General features: G+C 68.4%; 14 protein-coding genes. 11 read left to right on the top strand and 3 right to left on the bottom strand.

The features are described 5' to 3' along the window. The 4 genes from VFQ05_08770 to VFQ05_08785 form a co-directional block, all read left to right on the top strand. A partial coding sequence (locus VFQ05_08770; protein ID HET9326849.1) for an NADP oxidoreductase occupies positions 1–199 on the top strand: 199 nt, incomplete at its 5' end. A 130-nt stretch (positions 200–329) separates the two neighbouring features. After that, positions 330–2147: a 2-oxoacid:acceptor oxidoreductase subunit alpha gene (locus tag VFQ05_08775; GenBank protein HET9326850.1), complete on the top strand. Its 1818-nt coding sequence runs from the start codon at positions 330–332 to the stop codon at positions 2145–2147. Further along, entirely contained in the window at positions 2144–3220 is a 1077-nt protein-coding gene (locus VFQ05_08780) for a 2-oxoacid:ferredoxin oxidoreductase subunit beta (protein ID HET9326851.1), read from the top strand. Before VFQ05_08775 ends, VFQ05_08780 begins: the two co-directional genes overlap by 4 nt. A gap of 14 nt (positions 3221–3234) precedes the next feature. Next, positions 3235–4611 carry a rhodanese-like domain-containing protein gene (locus VFQ05_08785; GenBank protein ID HET9326852.1) on the top strand — a complete coding sequence of 459 codons (1377 nt, stop codon included), beginning with the start codon at positions 3235–3237 and terminating at the stop codon, positions 4609–4611. Positions 4612–4619: 8 nt separating this feature from the next. On the opposite strand, the gene VFQ05_08790 is transcribed toward VFQ05_08785, so the two are convergent. After that, positions 4620–5897: an esterase-like activity of phytase family protein gene (locus tag VFQ05_08790; protein ID HET9326853.1), complete on the bottom strand. Its 1278-nt coding sequence runs from the start codon at positions 5895–5897 to the stop codon at positions 4620–4622. Positions 5898–5930: 33 nt separating this feature from the next. On the opposite strand from VFQ05_08790, the gene VFQ05_08795 reads away from it, so the two are divergent. After that, a complete protein-coding gene (locus tag VFQ05_08795) occupies positions 5931–6416 on the top strand; it encodes a DinB family protein (protein HET9326854.1) in 486 nt (161 codons plus the stop codon). A gap of 13 nt (positions 6417–6429) precedes the next feature. Continuing rightward, the gene (locus tag VFQ05_08800) at positions 6430–7224 is read left to right on the top strand and encodes a class I SAM-dependent methyltransferase (protein HET9326855.1); all 795 of its coding nucleotides are present in this window, start codon (positions 6430–6432) and stop codon (positions 7222–7224) included. A gap of 4 nt (positions 7225–7228) precedes the next feature. On the opposite strand, the gene VFQ05_08805 is transcribed toward VFQ05_08800, so the two are convergent. Beyond that, a complete protein-coding gene (locus VFQ05_08805) occupies positions 7229–7438 on the bottom strand; it encodes a ferredoxin (GenBank protein ID HET9326856.1) in 210 nt (69 codons plus the stop codon). A gap of 118 nt (positions 7439–7556) precedes the next feature. Between VFQ05_08805 and VFQ05_08810 the strand changes: the two genes are divergently transcribed. From VFQ05_08810 to VFQ05_08825, 4 genes are read left to right on the top strand one after another with little or no spacing between them, the layout of a single operon-like run. After that, the gene (locus VFQ05_08810; protein ID HET9326857.1) at positions 7557–8924 is read left to right on the top strand and encodes a dipeptidase; all 1368 of its coding nucleotides are present in this window, start codon (positions 7557–7559) and stop codon (positions 8922–8924) included. 17 nt (positions 8925–8941) lie between these two features. Beyond that, the gene (locus tag VFQ05_08815; protein HET9326858.1) at positions 8942–10963 is read left to right on the top strand and encodes a cation:proton antiporter; all 2022 of its coding nucleotides are present in this window, start codon (positions 8942–8944) and stop codon (positions 10961–10963) included. 54 nt (positions 10964–11017) lie between these two features. After that, complete coding sequence (locus VFQ05_08820) at positions 11018–12433, top strand: hypothetical protein (protein HET9326859.1); 1416 nt, start codon at positions 11018–11020, stop codon at positions 12431–12433. Between the two features lie 41 nt (positions 12434–12474). Next, positions 12475–13995, top strand: coding sequence for a M20/M25/M40 family metallo-hydrolase (locus VFQ05_08825; GenBank protein HET9326860.1), 1521 nt, complete (start codon positions 12475–12477; stop codon positions 13993–13995). A 19-nt stretch (positions 13996–14014) separates the two neighbouring features. On the opposite strand, the gene VFQ05_08830 is transcribed toward VFQ05_08825, so the two are convergent. Next, positions 14015–15568 carry a serine/threonine-protein kinase gene (locus tag VFQ05_08830; GenBank protein ID HET9326861.1) on the bottom strand — a complete coding sequence of 518 codons (1554 nt, stop codon included), beginning with the start codon at positions 15566–15568 and terminating at the stop codon, positions 14015–14017. A 128-nt stretch (positions 15569–15696) separates the two neighbouring features. On the opposite strand from VFQ05_08830, the gene VFQ05_08835 reads away from it, so the two are divergent. Beyond that, positions 15697–17519 (top strand): serine/threonine-protein kinase (locus VFQ05_08835; protein ID HET9326862.1); only part of this gene is annotated, 1823 nt, incomplete at its 3' end.

The raw sequence follows: 17519 nt of genomic DNA on the forward strand, positions 1-17519 counted from the left end.
CCGTAAGCTGCTGGCGCCGGCCTCGCCCGACCCTGCCGCGTTCGAGACGCTGCTGCGGGAACGGCAGCCCCGGCTCGTGACCTTCGCCGACTGGCGCGCGCTCGACAAGATCGAGGTGGAGCGCGGCGCGCCGCAGGGCCGCCCTCGGGTCAAGTTCACGACGATCGAGGGGATGCTCGACGCGATCCCGCGGGATTGAAGGTGTCTCGACCCGCCCCTGCCCTTGACCCTCGAGGGGCCACCACGTACCGTCATCGACCCGTCTTCCCTGCGACGGAAACACGCTCTCGATCTCGAGGAGCGGGCGCGGTGAGCGCCTGAAAAGCTCGGTGAAACCGGTCGTCAACGACTTCAGCATCCATGTCGCCACGGTCAATGGCTCGGGCAGCCAGACCGCGAACACCGTGCTGCTGCGCGCGATCTTCCAGATGGGCATCCCGGTGAGCGGGAAGAACCTGTTCCCCTCGAACATCGCCGGCCTGCCCACGTGGTTCACGATCCGCGCCAGCGGGAAGGGCTACATCGCGCGTGGCGAGCGCAACGACGTGCTAGTGGTGATGAACCCCGAGACGGCCGCCGAGGACGTCGCCTTGGTCGAGCCGGGCTGCGTCATCCTCCTCAACGACCAGATCAAGATCCCGCCGGTCGCCGAGGACCGGATCGTCTACTCGATCCCGATGAAGAGCCTGATCGAGCCGATCACCACCGACGTGAAGCTGCGGAAGCTGGTGATCAACATGATCTACGTGGGGGTGCTGTCGCAGTTGCTCGGCATCGAGGAGGCGGAGATCGAGCGCGCGCTCGACGCGCAGCTCGGGCACAAGAAGAAGGCGCTGGAGCTCAACCACAAGGCGGTGCGCGCCGGCTGGGAGTGGGCGCGGGCAAATCTGGAGAAGCGCGACCCCTTCAAGCTCGAGCGCATCAACGCGACCCAGGGCAAGATCCTGATCGACGGCAACGCCGCCGCGGCGCTCGGCTCGATGTTCGGCGGCGTCACCGTGGCGACCTGGTACCCGATCACGCCGTCGTCCAGCCTGATCGAATCGCTGATCGGCTACCTCGAGCGGTTCCGCCGCGATCCACAGACGGGCAAGGCGAGCTTCGCGGTGGTCCAGGCCGAAGACGAGATCGCCGCGGTCGGCATGGTGCTCGGCGCCGGCTGGGCCGGCGCGCGCGCGATGACCTCGACTTCGGGGCCTGGCATCTCGCTGATGGCGGAGTTCACCGGCTACGGCTACTACGCCGAGATTCCCGCGGTCATCTGGGACATCCAGCGCGTGGGCCCCAGCACGGGTCTGCCGACACGCACCGCGCAGGGCGACGTCCAGTTCGTGCACTCGCTGTCGCACGGCGACACGCGTCACGTGGTGCTGCTGCCCTCGTCCGTGCGCGACTGCTTCGACTTCGGAATTCAGGCCTTCGACCTGGCCGAGCGCCTGCAAACGCCGGTGTTCGTGCTCAGCGATCTCGACCTCGGCATGAACAACTGGATGAGCGACCCGTTCCCCTATCCCGAGAAGCCTTGGGACCGCGGAAAGGTTCTCGGTGAGAAGGAGCTGGCCGAGCTGCCGACGTTCGAGCGCTACCGCGACGTCGACGGCGACGGCATTCCGTATCGCACTCTGCCGGGGGTGCGGGATTCGAAGGGGGCCTACTTCACGCGTGGGTCGGGTCACGACGAAGCGGCGCGCTATACCGAAAGCTCCGAGGCCTATCCGCGGGTCATGGACCGGCTCAACCGCAAGTACGAGACCGCGCGCACGCTGGTGCCTCCTCCGGTCGTCGAAATGGTCGACGGGGCGGAAATCGGCTTCCTCGCCTTCGGGTCCACGCACTGGGCCATGGTCGAGGCTCGCGACCGTCTGACCGCGCAGAGCCTGAAGAGCAGCTACCTGCTGCTCAAGGCATTGCCGTTCTCGGCCGAGGTGCCGCGGTTCCTCGCCGGCCATTCCCGCATCTACGTGGTGGAGCAGAACCGCGACGGACAGATGGCGGCCCTGCTCAAGGCCGAGTATCCCCAGGCCGCGAGCCGGATCCGGTCGGTGCGCCACTACACCGGGTTGCCGATCACCGCCGGATTCGTGACCGGAGAAGTCCTGAGACAGGAGACGGAAATGGCCCCGGTGGCCGAAGGAGTGATGCGATGACGGTCACCCAGACTCCCGGCGCCGAGCGCAACCGGGTCGGACTGACGCGCGCCGACTACGACGGCGCCAAGACCACGCTGTGCCCCGGCTGCGGCCACAACGCGATCACCGCGGCCATCATCCAGGCGGCGTTCGAATCCAACGTCGAGCCGCACCGGCTGGCCAAGCTGTCGGGCATCGGCTGCTCCAGCAAGACGCCCGCGTACTTCGTGTCGTCGTCCCACGGATTCAACGCCGTGCACGGCCGCATGCCGAGCATCGCCACCGGCGTGCGGGTGGCCAACCGCGAGCTGCTGCTGATCGGCGTCTCGGGCGACGGGGACACCGCCTCGATCGGGCTCGGGCAGTTCTGCCACCTGGTGCGCCGCAACGTGCCGGTGGTCTACATCATCGAGAACAACGGCGTCTACGGGCTCACCAAGGGCCAGTTCTCGGCCACCGCGGATGTCGGCAGCACCATGAAAGGCGGCAAGGCCAACGAGCTGATGCCGATCGACTGCTGCGCGGTCGCGCTCGAGCTCGGCTGCGGCTTCGTGGCGCGCAGCTTCTCGGGCGACGTCAAGCAGCTGCGCGCCCTGCTCAAGTCGGCTTTCGCGCACCGCGGCACCGCCGTGCTCGACGTGATCAGTCCGTGCGTCACCTTCGCGGACCACGAAGGCTCGACCAAATCGTACGCCTACGTGAAGGAGCACGATGCGCCCCTCCACGGCATCGACTTCGTGCCCTACTACGAGGACATCACGGTCGATTACGAACCGGGCACCACGCGCGAGGTGACGATGCCCGACGGCTCGCGCATCTTCCTCAAGAAGCTGGGCGGGGACTACGATCCGACCGATCGCGACCGCGCCACGGCGGCGATCCGCGACGCGCAGAAGGAAGGCAAGCTCGCCACCGGGCTGCTCTACGTGAACCCGGCCGCGCCTCCTTACGAGGATGATCTGAAGCTGGCCGACCCGCCGCTCGCCACGCTGCCCCTCGAGCAGGTGCGTCCGCCGAAGCAGGTGCTGACGCAGATCATGGAACAGCTCCAGACCGGAAGAGGATTGGGCTCACCGGCAGGAGGCGGCTAGCCCAGAGGTCGCGAATGCACTTCAAACAGTTCTACGTCGGCTGTCTGGCCCACGCCTCTTACCTCATCGGCGACGGTGGCGAGGCCGCGGTGGTGGATCCCTCGCGCGACGTGCAGATGTACCTCGACGAGGCGGCCGCGCACGGGCTCACGATCCGCTGGATCCTCGAGACCCACCTTCATGCCGACTTCGTCTCGGGCCATCGCGAGCTGGCGGCGCGCACCGGGGCCACGATCGCCATCGGCGCCAAGGCCGAACCGGGCTACGCCCATCACCCGCTTCGCGAAGGTGACGAGGTTCGCGTCGGGGGTGTCGTCATTCGTGCGCTGGAGACTCCGGGTCACACGCCGGAGAGCTTGTGCTTCCTGGTCTACGAGCACGCCGGCGACGAGAAGCCCTGGGCGGTGCTGACCGGCGACACGCTGTTCGTCGGCGATGTCGGACGCGTCGACATCCTCTCGTCACGACTGCCGGTCACCGAGCTGGCGGGAATGATGTATGACAGCCTGCACGGCAAGCTGCTGAAGCTCCCGGACGAGACCCTGGTGTATCCGGCGCACGGCGCCGGATCGCTGTGCGGCAAGTCGATCTCCCAGGACAGCTCGAGCACGATCGGCCGCGAGCGCCGGATGAACGCCGCGCTGGCCGAGCGCGGACGTGACGCGTTCATCGCCGAGATCACCCGCGACGTGCCGGAGACCCCCGTCTACTTCCTCCACTCGCGCGACCTCAACAAGGCAGGCCCGTCGCTCGACGCCCAGCGCCCGTTTCCGCCCTCACTCACGCCCCGCGATGTCGAAGCCAGGATCGCCAAAGGCGCGGTGCTCCTCGATACGCGCCCCACCGAGGCTTTCGCCGAATGCCATCCTCGCGGAGCTCTGAGCGTGAGCCTCGATGGTCAGTACGCCTCCTGGGTCGGGACCCTGGTCCGGCCCGACGAGGAGATCATCCTCGTGGTCGAGCCGGATCGCGCGGAGGAAGCGGTGATGCGACTGGCCCGGGTCGGTTACGAGCGCGTCACCGGCATCCTCGAGGGTGGATGCGAGCGCTGGGTCGCGGAGGGCCTGCCGACGCAGTCGGTGACCATGGTGCCTTCGAGCGCGCTGTCGATGACCGAGAGTCACGTGCTGGACGTCAGACGTCCGAGCGAATACGCGCGATTCCGTCTTCCTCTGTCGACCTTCATCCCGCTGGCGAAACTCCCGAAGGAGCTCTCCGAGCTCGATCATGACGCCGAGTGGAAGGTGACGTGCGCGAGCGGGTATCGCTCGATGATCGCAGCCAGCATTCTTCAGCGCGCGGGGTTTGCCCACGTGCGAAGCGTGAAGGGTGGGCTCGATGCCTACCGCGCTTCCCGGCTGCCGGTGGACGAGGGCCTTCCGGTCGACTGAGCGTTGGCTCAGCGCTGCAGCCGCAGCAACACCGGCGGCCGCGCGTCGGCAGGCGTCTCGAGGATCTCCGCGTCGCTGACCCGATCCCATCCGCTGTTGCCGATGAAGTAGAAGTTCTTGCCCACGAACGTGCCGTGGTTCGGCTCGCCCAGCCACTCCGAGGCCTGCTCCAGCACCCGCCAGGAGACGATGCGGGTCTCGCTCGCGTCGAGCGTGAGCTCGAGCACGCGATGCGGCGAGGTGCCGTTCTGGATGGCGATCAGCTTCTTGCCGTCCCGGTAGAGCCCATCGATGCCGCCCGACGCCAGCGAGCGGGGCTTGGCGAGCCAGGTGACGCGGCCGCTGACGATCTCGAGCGCGGCGATGCCGCGCGCGTATTCCGGAATCAAGAGGCGCCGGCCGTCGGACGCCAGCACGGGCGTCTGCGGGGAGTGGAACGTCCCGGGCCGCGCCAGCGTGTCGAGCGTCGTACGGCCGGAGCGCAGACGGTAGACGCCGCCCCCCATCGATTCGGTGACGTACACGGTGCCGTCACGGCCGAGCGTGAGATCGCCGAGCACGTGCCTGGCGCCGTCGCGCTGCAGCTCGACGCGGGTCAGCGGCTGGCCGGTCGCCAGATCGAACGCCACCAGCGCCGTGCGCCCCGAATCGGCGGCGTCGAAGCCTTCGGAGGTCGGGCTGGCCGCGGTGGTGGCCCATAGCCGGCCGCGCGACGCGTCGATCGCGAGCCCGTAGAAGCCCCACGATCCCTGACCCGCCTTCACGAAGTCGATGATCGCGCCCTCCGCATTGAGGGCGAGGATCCTTCGGCGATGGATCGAGCTCACGAGAAAGCGCCGCCGTCTTCCATCCCATGCGAGATCCTCGGGCAGCAAGCTGGCATCATCGAGCCTCGCCGCCACCTCCGCCTTGCTGATCGGGGTCGCGTTCGAATCGAGACGAGCGGCAACGGCATAGAACTGCGGATCGCCCTCGAGCGAGGCGAAGGTCGTGTCGCCTCGGAGCCGGCGAGTCAGGCCGGTCGCCGCCAGGTCGTTCAGGTGCTTCAATGCCGTGGCCCGCGCGCCGCGCCTCGCAGCGATCTGCGCCAGCGCGAACATCGCTCCAGGGTGTCCGCCCACCATCGAGTCGACCGCCAGCAGCTCGGGCAAGGCCGCGTCCAGATCGTCCCGTGCGAGCGCTTCGCGCGCCGCGCTCAAGCGCTCGTACCAGCCAGGCGGGGGGGCGCTCGAGGAGGAGGCGCTCCACGCCGCGAGCAAGGCGCAGAGCGCGATCGCGGCGCGCATGGCGGATCGCCTGACCGTGCTAGGCTGCCGCCCATGGACGGCAGAATGCTGGCGAAGATGTTCCGCGTGAGCCATGGCGCGCTCCTGATGAACCTCGAAGGGATCGATCACGAGCGCAGTCTCGTGCAACCAAGCCCGGCGGGTAACTGCATCAACTGGGTGCTCGCGCACATCATTGCCTCTCGCGATCAGCTGTTTGGCCTGCTCGGCCTCGAGCCCGCCCTGGGTGAGGCCGGAAAGCGCTACCGCCGCAGCTCCGAGCCGGTGCGCGGCGCCGAAGAAGCGCTGCCCTTCGCGGATCTTATCGGCGCTCTCGAGCGCTCGCAGGAGCGCCTGGTATCGGCGCTCTCGGAGATCCCGGATGAGCGCCTCGCCGATCCCTTCGACGGCGCACGATACCCTGGCCGGCCGACCCACGTCGGGGAATTGCTCCTCTTCGTTCACTTTCACGAGACGTACCACGTGGGTCAGGTTGGCCTGCTGCGGCGCCTCGCCGGCAAGGAAGGCGCGATCCGTTGAAAGGTTCGCGCGGGTGAACGAGCCGACCAGACCGTCGACCGAAGCGATCGCCGCCCAGTTCGGGAGCCAGGCGCGCCTCTATGCGGTGAGCGAGCTGCACCGCTCGGGCGCCACGCTGGAACGGCTGCTCGAGCGCATGGAGCCGGTCATGGACGAGTCGCTGCTCGATCTGGCCTGCGGCCCGGCGCACACCGGGCTCTTCTTCGCGCCCTTCGTGCAGAAGGTCACGGGCTACGACGCCTCGATCGAGATGCTCCATGCCGCGCGCCTCGGTGCTGCGGCCAAGTCGATCGCGCTCAACGTGGCGTGCGGCGACGCTCACCGGTTGCCCTTCGCGGACCGCTCATTCGATCTGGTGACCTGCCGCGCCGCGGCCCATCACTTCGCGGATCCTCGGGCCGCGATCGGCGACGCCGCACGGGTGCTGAAGCGCGGCGGACGCCTGGGGATCGTCGACGGCATGGTGCCGGAAGACGACGAGCTCGACCGCTTCATCAACGAGCTGGACCTGCTCCACGACCCGACCACGGTGCGGAACTATCGCTCGAGCGAGTGGCGCGCGATGGTGGAAGGCACGGGATTGCGGCTCGACCTGGTGGAGGACGAGCTGCGTGAGCTCGCCAAAGGCCGCTCGCTGGCCGACTGGATCGCCCGGGCCGGTGGCTCGAGCGAAGTGTTCGAAGAGGCCCGCCGACGGCTGCTCGGTGCCCCGAGCCGAGTGCGCCAGTACCTGCTGGTCGAGGAGCACGAGGACGACGTCCTCTTCGACTACACCCGCGTGTTGATCGTGGCGCGGCGGGTCGACTAGCTCCCTAAGGGAAGACCGGGTTTCCCTCGTCGTCCTCGACCAGGATCGCCTGACAGGGGCAGTCTTCGGCGCACTCGATGAGCTGGCCCACGCTCCCGGCCTCGGGATCGAGCACCACCGCCTTGTTCTTGCTGTCCAGGGCGAACACGCTGGGTAGGGATTCGACGCACTGCGCGTGACCGCAGCACTCGGATCGCAGGATGCGCACCTGCATGATGGTCAGACGACTCGGAGGGCCATGAATCCCTCTTATCCCATTGGAGAGCGCGGCGTCAATGCTTCGCACCCTGTGCTAGAGTCCCGGCCCGATTTCGGTCCGTCCGGAGGTTCGCGTGGAGGCTCTGAGCCGCTATCTCGACGAAAACCAGGACCGCTTCGTCAAGGACCTCGGCGAAGCGCTCCGCATTCCGAGCGTCAGCGCCCAGCCCGAGCGTCGTGAAGACGTGAAGCGGTGCGCGGAGCACTTCGCGGCTCGCCTTCGCGCCCTGGGCATGTCCCGGGTGATCGTCGCCGAGACGCCAGGCCATCCGGTGGTCTACGGAGAGTGGCTGGGCGCTCCGGGCAAGCCCACCGTGCTCCTCTACGGGCACTACGACGTCCAGCCTCCCGAGCCGCTCGAGTTGTGGAAGACGCCGCCTTTCGAGCCCACCGTGCGCGACGGCAAGCTGTTCGCGCGCGGGGCGGTCGACGACAAGGGCCAGGTGTTCATGCACTTGAACGCGATCGAGGCGCACATGAAGGTGAACGGCGGCCTGCCCATCAACCTCAAGGTGGTGATCGAAGGAGAGGAGGAGGTGGGGAGCGAGCACCTCGAGGCGTTCCTCGTCGAGCGGCGCTCCGAGCTCGACGCCGACGTGATCGTGGTCAGCGACACCGCGATGCTCGGGCCCGATCAGCCGGCCTTGTGCTACGCGCTGCGCGGGATCCTGTACACCGAGATCGAGGTGCGGGGCGCCGAGGGAGACCTCCACTCCGGCCACTACGGCGGAGCGGTGGCCAACCCCGCGAATGCCTTGTGCGCGATGATCGCCGCGTTGAAGGACGGCGATGGCCGCATCACCATCCCCGGCTTCTACGACAAGGTCCGCCCCGTGACCGCCGCGGACCGCGAGGCCTACCGCCGGCTGCCGTTCGACGAATCCGCCTATCTGGCGGCGGCGGGCGTCTCCGAGCCGGCCGGCGAGAAGGGCTACAGCACCATGGAGCGCACCTCGGCGCGGCCCACGCTGGACGTCAACGGGATCTGGAGCGGCTACACCGGGCCTGGATCGAAGACGGTGCTGCCGGCGGTCGCGCACGCCAAGGTCAGCATGCGCCTCGTGCCGGACCAGGACCCTGACGAGATCTTCGCGCGCCTGGAGCCCTATCTTCAGAAGCTCGCCCCGTCGAGCGTGCGGGTGCGAGTGACCAGCCACCACGTCGCACTTCCCTTCATCATGGACCCGAGCCATCCGATGCTCGATGCGGCCCGGCGGGCGCTGGGCCGCGTGTGGGCCAAGCCGCCGGCGATGGTCCGTGAGGGAGGGTCGATCCCCGTCATGACGACCTTCCAGCGCACCCACGGGCTGCCGTGCATCCTCATGGGGTTCGGTCTCGACGACGATCAGGTGCACGCGCCCAACGAGAAATTCTCGCTCTCGTCCTACTTCGGCGGCACCAAGAGCGTGGCCTTCCTCTACGAGGAGCTGTCCCGGACGTAGCGGGGCTGCGGCGCGACATGACTCACGACGTCGGCGCCCTTCGTGATCTGCTGCTGATCGTCGGCGCCTCGCTGGTGGTCCTCGTCATCTTCCAGCGGCTGCGCATTCCCGCGGCGGTCGGCTTCATCGCCGCCGGCGTTCTGGTGGGGCCGTTCGGTCTCGGCTGGATCGACGACGTCGAGCTGGTCAAGACCCTCGCCGACTTCGGCGTGATGTTCCTGCTCTTCACGGTCGGCCTCGAGCTCTCGCGCCACGATCTCAAGCAGCTTGGACGACCCATGCTGGTGGGTGGAGCGCTGCAGGTGCTCATCACCTTGGGGCTCGTCGCCGGCGTCGTCCTGCTCGCCGGGCTCCATCCGGCGCAGGCGATCTTCTTCGGCATGCTGGCCTCGATGTCGAGCACGGCGCTCGTGCTTCGCCTGCTCACCGATCGAGTCGAGCTCAACGCGCCGCACGGCCGGTTGGCCACCGCGGTGCTGGTCTTCCAGGACCTGATGGTGATCCTGTTCGCGGTGGCGGTCCCCTGGCTCGGCCGCTGGCACGCGGGATCGGCGCAGTCCAGTGAAGGCTCGCTCTCCCGGCTCCTCGGGTTCTTCGCGGTGCTGGCCGCCCTGGTCCTGGTGGTGGCGGCCGCCAATCGTCTGGCGCCTTGGCTGCTGCTGCGCGCGCTACGCACCCGATCTCGGGAAGCGTTCCTGTTCGGCGTCGTGCTGGTCGCGCTGGGCAGCGCATTCCTCACCGCACAGCTCGGGCTTTCCGTCGCGCTCGGAGCATTTCTCGCAGGGCTCATCCTGGCCGAGTCGGATCTGCGCTCCCACATCGAGGCCGCCGTGGTTTCCTTCCGCGACGTGCTCACCGGCGTGTTCTTCGTCGCGATCGGCATGCTGTTCGATCCGCGCGCTGTCATGACTCATCCCTGGCTGGTGCTGGCCAGCACGCTGGGGCTGGTGGGCATCAAGATCTTCGCCGCCGCGGCGGCGCTCCGGCTGGCCGGGGCGCCGCTCCGAGTCGCGACGGCGGGCGGCGTGGTCCTCGCCCAGGTCGGAGAGTTCTCTTTCATGCTGGCCGAGTCGGCGCCGCCGGCGCTTCTCGGCACGACCGGCGGCCAGGCCTTCTTCGCCGGCGCGGTGTTCTCGCTGGTCCTGACGCCATGGCTCGTGAGCGGAGCGTCCGATTGGGCGGTGGCCATCGCGGCCAAGCGCCCGGGTGGGACCGCATCGACCTCGAAGCCGGGAGTCGAGCGCAGCAATCACGTCATCATCGCCGGATTCGGCCTCAACGGGCGAAACCTGGCGCGCGTGCTGCGATCGGTGCGGCTGCCGCACCTGATCGTCGACCTGGACCCCGAAGCGCTCCAATCCGAGCCCGCGCAGGGCAGCGAGGTGCTGGTCGGAGACATCACCCAGCCGGAGATCCAGAGAAAGGCCGGTGTGCACAAGGCGAGGGTCCTGGTGCTCGCGCTCAGCGATCCTGGCGCCACGCGCCACGCCTGCCGGATCGCGCGCTCGCTGACGCGTGACGTCTTCATCATCGTGCGCACACGCTACGTCGCCGAGATCGACGAGCTGCACCGGCAGGGGGCGAGCCAGGTGATCCCGGAGGAGTTCGAGACCTCGATCGAGATCTTCATCGCCACGCTCCAGCACTTCCACGTTCCGACCAACGTGATCCAGGCCCAGGTCCAGCTGCTGCGTCAGGAGCGCTACAGCCTGCTGCGCGGTCTCAAGCTGCCGGGCTCGGTGATCGAGCAGCTCGACGCCATCCTCCAGGAAGGCACGTGCGACACCTTCCTCCTGCTCCAGCATTCCCCGGCCGTGGGCCGCACCGCGAGCGAGGTCGGGCTCGTCGACGAGCGTGGCGCCCGGCTGGTGGCGCTGGTGCGCGGCGGGCACGCGATCGCCGCCCCGGAGAACGACGTTCCGCTCGCGGTCGGCGACATCCTGGTCCTCATGGGAACTCACGCGTCCATGGAGGACGCCTTCCAGAGGCTCACTCCGGATCCAGCCGTCCTGGCAGCCGGCGAGGACGAGCGGACGTGACGAATCGCTCGTCTGTCTTATACTGAGGTCGCGCCCCGTTTCAATGGAACCTCGATGCGATCGTTTCCCCTACGTCTCGTTGGCTCGTTCATCCTTCTCGTCCTGATCCTCGCCGGGCCGGCGGTCGGGTCTCTTCAGGATCACAAGACCCTGACCGTCGAAGGCCGGACCTGCGATCCGGAAGGGTTCCCGATCGAGAAGGTCAAGGTGCGCGTGCTCGGAGCGCGCCGCGCTTCGGTGGTTTCGGACGTGAACGGCGAGTTCTCCGTCCGGATTCCGATCGGGACCCCCAACGACCTGCGCCGGGGCCCGCTGCGGATCGCGATGGAGGCGGAGAAGAAAGGCTATCGCTTCGCCGTTCCCTCCGGGGACATGCGCCTCGGGCTCGATCTCGGCCTCGAAGTCGCGAGCGGAGGGCTGGCCCGCTGCGTGGCGCGCTCGAATGACGAGCGAGTGGCCGCCTCGGCGGCGCGCATCGTTGCGATCGAAGGCGACGCGGTCGGGGTGGTCGAGGTGAACTTCCTGGGAGTCAAAGGCGCCCCCGCGCCGGGGTCCTGGCCCAAGCTCCCGAACGTCGCGCACGCCGCGTTGTCGTTCCCCATCGAGGGGCCGATCCGCGGCCTTCCGCAGGGAGCGGGGGTTCCCGATCTCCCGACCAGCTCTCGGTCCGCGTGGTCCATCCTGAAGGGTGACGCCCCGAAGGGCGCCGACTCGACGCGAGATCAGAGCGTGAAAGCCCGTGCGAAGGCGCTGGCGGATACGACGGCCTCGGGTGTGCTCGGGGTCGCGCGCGCCTCCGCGGTGGGGGACAGCTCGCTGGAGAAGTGGAGAGACGCTCGCTGGCAGCCGTCGCAGTCGGCGCCCGCACCGTCTCCTGTCCCCACCTCGACGCCCACGTCGACGAATTCGCCGATACCGACCGGAAAGGACGGCCGAACGCCGGCTCCGGATGCGGCCGAAGCCATCGTTCCGTTGACCGCGGCGCAGATCGCGGCCGAGCGCGCCGAGCTGGATCGCACGCTGCCACCGGCGTCCCCGCCCAAGACTGCACCGGCGCCGGCAGGTGCCTCCACACGCCCGGTCATCACACCCGACCCCGGCCTGGCTGGAAGAGGCCGAAGCCGGCCGCTGGTGATCAGCAATCCGCCGCCTGGTGCGCGTTCAAAGCCCGACACCTGCGAGTGCCGGGTGGAGGGCTTCGTCGAGGTGCAGGCCATCGTGCCGATCCGGGGTCCGCAGCGCATCGAGGTCTCTTACCAGTGGTACCCGCAGCTGCGCGACACGGTGGAGCTGTTCATGGGTCCGCCGCGGCCCTTCAAGCTTCCGGCAGCGCCCTGCGGGCCGCAGCGGCTGCGCGTGCGCGTGCTCACCGACGGACGCTTCGACATCGCTTCGCCCGAGGCGCTGGCGGGATTCCGCTGCGAAGGCGGCCGTCCGCACCAGCCGCGCCTGGTGCTCCAGACTCGCTAGGGCTTCACGGCCGCTAAGTGCTCCTGTAGCGTGCGCGGCCGATGAGCGTGATCGAACCCCGGAGCGTTCAGGCCCTTGCCGAGCGCCTGATCGCGGTGCCCAGCGTCAGTCCCGATCCGCGCGCCGAAGGCCGCTGTGCTCAGGCGATCGGCGACGCGTTCCCCGCGGCGCTCGAGCGGGGCGAATGGCGAACCGAAGACGGGCGCCCGGTGGTGTGGGCGCTGCTTCGCGGACGATCGAAGCGGACGATCGTCGTGCTCACGCACTACGATACCGTGGGGATCGACGAGTACCGCGCGCTCCCCGGGGCCGAGCCGGAGATCGCCTTCCGTCCCGATGTGCTCCGCGCCCGCCTGCTGGCTCTCGATCCCGCGCGACTTCCGGCGGTGGCGCGCGATGATCTTCAAGCCGAGCGGCGCGCCCCCGGCACCTGGCTCTTCGGACGCGGCGCGCTCGACATGAAGAGCGGCATCGCGGCCGGGATCGCCGCGCTCGAGTGGCTGGCCGCGCACGCTGCATCTCTCGAAGGCAGCGTGCTCTTCCTGAGCTGCCCCGATGAGGAAAACCAATCGGCGGGCATGCTGCGCGCGGTTCCCGAGATCAGGGCGCTTGGCGAGACGCTCGAGCTCCGCGGCGCTCTGAATCTCGATTACGTGGAGACCGTCGCGGCGTTCGACGGCGTCGTTGGAAAGCGCCTGATCGGGCTCTTCGTGATCGGGAGTCCCACGCACGTCGGCAATCCATTCGCCGGCGCCGATGCCGCGCAGCTCGCGGCGGCGATCGTGGATCGTGTCACCACCTCCGCGGCGCTGACCGAGCGTGTCACGGGAGGCGTGCCGCCGGTCGCGCTCCGGTTGCGCGACGTGAAGCCGCGCTACGACGTGCAAACGGCGCTCGAAGCGGAGATCGAGCTCAACGTGCTGGCGTTCGAGCGCCCACTGGCGAGCCTGATCGAGATCCTGCGCGGCGAGGTGAGCGCGGCGCTGGCGGACGTCGGCGACCGCATGAATCGTCTGGCCGAAACCGTCCACCGCGTGTCCACCGTCGGGCTCCCACAGGTCATGACCTTCGCCGAGCTGCCTCCTCCAGCGGACGGCGCCTTTCGCGGCGAGCGGACGGCCGATCCTCGCGAGGCGAGCTGGTCCGAGATACGGCGGCGGGTGCGGGAGGCGTCGCTGGTGGGACCGGCGGTGGTGATCGCTCTGCTTCCACCTTATTATCCGCAGTCCCCGCCGCGATCCGGCGGTCTCGGGGAGCGCCTGCGCCCGTGGCTCGAGCGACAGGGTCTGGGACTCGAGCGCTGGTACCGGTACATCTCGGATGCTTCGTACCTGGCATGGCGCGGCGATTCACCGGCGGAGCTCCAGGCACTCATGCCGGGTTGGGAGCGTGACTACCGGCTGCCGGTGTCGGACAGCGCGGCGCTGGATCTCGACGTGGTCACTCTCGGACCGTGGGGGCGTGACGCTCACGGACTCTTCGAGCGGGTCAATCGGCGATTCGCCTTCGAGGTCCTGCCCGGCCTGATCGCCGGGGCGATACGAGAGGCGGTTCGTGAGTGATCGGCCCCGAATCGGCCCCTCACTCTCTGGTTTTCCACCACTCCTGAGCGTCTACTGCGGTCCACGAGCCCGAGTGAAAGCACTCTTCGAGCTCGCGGCGAAGGGCATCCGCATCGGCAGGACGCTCGCGCGCGTCCTTGGCCAGGCACGACATGACCAGCGCTTCGAACCGCTCGGGCAACGCGTGCGGTGACCGCGTCGACGGGCGCGGTGGAATGGCCATCGCGTGCTGCTGCATGAGCTCCCCGCCGGTCTGGCCTTCGAATGGCTTGACGCCCGTCACCAGCCAGTAAGCCACGCATCCGAGCGCGTAGAGGTCGGTGCCAGGACTGGTGTCTTGGCCAAATATCTGCTCAGGCGCCATGTATCCCGGTGTCCCGAGCACCGTGAGCGGGCTGGTCAGCGAAGGATCGCCCGGAGCCGGGAGGGGCCGCGTGAGCCCGAAATCGAGGACCTTGATGAAGTCCAGATCCCGGCCATATCGACACACGAAGACATTCGAAGGCTTGATGTCACGGTGCACGAGATCGCGGGCGTGAGCCTCGCCCAGGGAGTGACACACCTGCTGGAGCCAGTGGGCGGCACGCCGGGCTTCGATCGGGCCGAACTGGTAGACGAAGTGCTCGGCATTGACGCCTTCGAGCAGCTCCATCGCGTAGTACAACGCGCCATCGTCGCTGATGCCGAAGTCGAACAGCTCCACCGTATGGGGAGAGCGCAGGGAAGCGGTGACCTGAGCCTCGCGGGTGAACCGCTGCAGCACCGTTTCGCGGGCTTCCGTGTCACCCCGCAGGCGCTCGGGAAGGATCAGCTTCACCGCGGCTGGGCGGGCCAGGAATTGATGGCGCCCCTTCCACACTTCTCCCATGCCTCCCTGGCTCAGCCGCTCGACGAGCTCGTAGCTTCCGATTCTCCGTGCCGCGGCGACCTGACGCGTCGCGCCGTAGATCGTGCGTGAAGAGACGAGACCAATGCCCACGGCGATCGCGCCGCTCAGCACGAGCCCGATGAAATCGCCCGAATGTGCCGTCACGCGTCCGCTCCATGCCAGCCAGGCAAGGGCCGCGGGCATCGTGAGCGCGCACAGCGCCGACACCAGGAGAGTCGTGCGGGGCCGCGAAGGAACGAGCAACGGGAAGAGGATGATGATGGGCACCACCCAGGTGAGCGAGGCCAGATGGTGTGTCCGCAGGTAGCCCGCCCACAGGACGGAGACCGAGATCAACGCCGACAGAAGCACTTCCGCGACCAGCGCGGCCACGGTCACCGCGCGGTCCCCGAGCGGACTGACGGAGATCGCCAGGAGCGAGGTGCAGAGGAAGACTCCCAGCGCGTCGTGAAGGAGGTCGATCCGGCGCTCGAGCGGCGTCCCGCCGAGCACTCCGCTCAGCTCGACTCCCAGGAAGACGGTGTAGGCCGCGGCCGCGATGGCGGCCGCCACGAACACGCGCCGGCGCGAGTCTCTGAATGCCTCGCTCGGCAGCTCCATTGGGATGCCGCCGTCGGCTCGAAGCGCCGTCATCCAGCGGGCAGGAAGGAGGCGGCGAGGCGGCGAGGCCGTGGGTTCGCTCACCGTCGCGGATTTCCCGGTTGGGCGGCCCGATCCAGCACGGGGTCGATGGACGGGACCTCGGGCGTATACTCGCAACCGGACTTCAAGCGCCACCCCTCGGGCGCTTCCGAAGTGTGCAGCGAGGCCGCGTGGACACCTCCGACTCTCCCGATCCTCCACCCATCGACGCAGCGAGCGCGCCCGGCAAGACGCTGCTCGGGCGCTACCGCGTCGAGAGGATACTGGGTTCGGGAGGAATGGGGGAGGTCCTTCTCGCCCACGACACCCTCCTCCACCGACAAGTCGCGCTGAAGCGTCTGCGCTCCGCCGATGGGTCGGACCGGCGCAAGGCCATCCTGCGGGAAGCCCGCCGAGCGAGCCGAATCAGTGACCGGCGAATCGCCGCGATCTACGACGTGCTCGACCTCACCGATGACGTCCTCATCGTCATGGAATACGTGGAAGGCGAAACACTGCGGACGCGGATGACGCGGCCAATCGGGCTCGACGCCTTCTGGAAACTCTCCTCCCAGTGCATCGAAGCGGTGGCGGCGGCCCACGCGCAGGGAGTCGTTCATCGCGACATCAAGCCCGAGAATCTGATGGTGAAGAATAACGACGAGATCAAGATCCTGGACTTTGGCGTGGCCGGCCGGGCGGAGGGATCGGCGCCGGCGACGGGAATCACCAGCACGGTCACCGACCTGGATGCCCGGACGATCGCAGGCACTCCGCACTACATGGCACCCGAGGCGCATTACGGCGGACGTATCGACGAGCGCACGGACATCTTCTCGCTCGGCGTCGTGTTCTACGAGCTCCTGTCCGGCCACCATCCCTTCGGAGGACCCGAAGCGACCTACGAGGAGGTGCTCGACCGGGTGATGAACACGGTTCCTCTGTCGCTCACCCGGTTGAATCCCGAAGTCAGTACCGAGCTGTCGGACGTCGTCACCCGGATGATGGCCAAGGACCCGGCTCAGCGCTACGGATCGTGCGCCCAGGTCGCGACCGACATGGAGCGCGCACGCACCACCGAACCGGGGACGCAAGCGATCACGTCGCCCATCCGCGAGCCATCGGGCCGGCCACGCCGGCGCGTCGCCCGAGTGGTGGTGGCGGGCGCGCTGATCGTCGTGGCGGCCATGGTCACGGTCGCGGTCGCTCGGCGCTGGCTCGAGCCTCCTCTGCCCGGCAGCCGCATCCTCGCTGTTCTTGCGCCCGTCACGCCCGGGGCAAGCGACGACTTCTCCAGCTTCGCGCTCGGGTCGGTCGAGCTTCTGAGCTCGCGGCTGCAGGCCCATCAGTCGCAACCCGGTTTCCAGACGGTCTCCTTCGAGGAAGGCTTGAGAGAAAAAGTCGGCACGTCCGCCGAGGCGCGGCAGGTACTCGGCGCCAACCTGGCGCTCTCGTCGCGCCTCGAGCAGCGGCCGAACGTGTTTCACGCCAGGCTCGAACTCTGGGACACGGCGCGAGAGCGGGCGATCGGCACGCGGACGGTCGAGACCTCGAAGTCCAGGCCATTCGAATTCATGAACCGGGTCTACGCGGAAGCAGCCGACGTGTCGGGTCTCCGGCCGAGCCCGGCGTCCAAGGCCATGGTCGGCATCCGTGGAGCGGGAACGTTGAGGTTCCTTCTGCAGGGAATCGGGCGCCTGCGGCGCGCCGAGACTGAAGCTCAGGCGCGACGCGCGCTCGAGGACTTCGAGCTCGGCTGCCGGACCGAGCCCGAGGCCGCCGAACCCCGCGCGTGGCTGGCCCTGGCGCAGCACAAGATGTACCTGCTTTCGCACGACGCTTCGTGGCTGACGAAAGAAGAGGCGTCGGCGCGAGAAGCCGTTGGACTCGACAGCAACTCAGCCGTCGCGCACCGGGCGCTGGCCACAGCACTCGCGACCAAGAGGGACTTCGAAGGCTCACTCGTGCAGCTGCAGCGCACCTGTGCGCTGGATCCCACCGACGACGATTCCTA

The organism is Candidatus Eisenbacteria bacterium (genome assembly GCA_035712145.1).
Taxonomy (GTDB): Bacteria; Eisenbacteria; RBG-16-71-46; order RBG-16-71-46; family RBG-16-71-46; genus DASTBI01.

Bases quoted from the DNA above. Each gene is read 5' to 3' on its own strand.
- VFQ05_08790 (HET9326853.1), bottom strand. From the start codon at position 5,897: ATGCGCGCCGCGATCGCGCTCTGCGCCTTGCTCGCGGCGTGGAGCGCC.
- VFQ05_08805 (HET9326856.1), bottom strand. From the start codon at position 7,438: ATGCAGGTGCGCATCCTGCGATCCGAGTGCTGCGGTCACGCGCAGTGC.
- VFQ05_08820 (HET9326859.1), top strand. From the start codon at position 11,018: ATGCGATCGTTTCCCCTACGTCTCGTTGGCTCGTTCATCCTTCTCGTC.
- VFQ05_08785 (HET9326852.1), top strand. From the start codon at position 3,235: ATGCACTTCAAACAGTTCTACGTCGGCTGTCTGGCCCACGCCTCTTAC.
- VFQ05_08815 (HET9326858.1), top strand. From the start codon at position 8,942: ATGACTCACGACGTCGGCGCCCTTCGTGATCTGCTGCTGATCGTCGGC.
- VFQ05_08825 (HET9326860.1), top strand. From the start codon at position 12,475: ATGAGCGTGATCGAACCCCGGAGCGTTCAGGCCCTTGCCGAGCGCCTG.
- VFQ05_08780 (HET9326851.1), top strand. From the start codon at position 2,144: ATGACGGTCACCCAGACTCCCGGCGCCGAGCGCAACCGGGTCGGACTG.
- VFQ05_08795 (HET9326854.1), top strand. From the start codon at position 5,931: ATGGACGGCAGAATGCTGGCGAAGATGTTCCGCGTGAGCCATGGCGCG.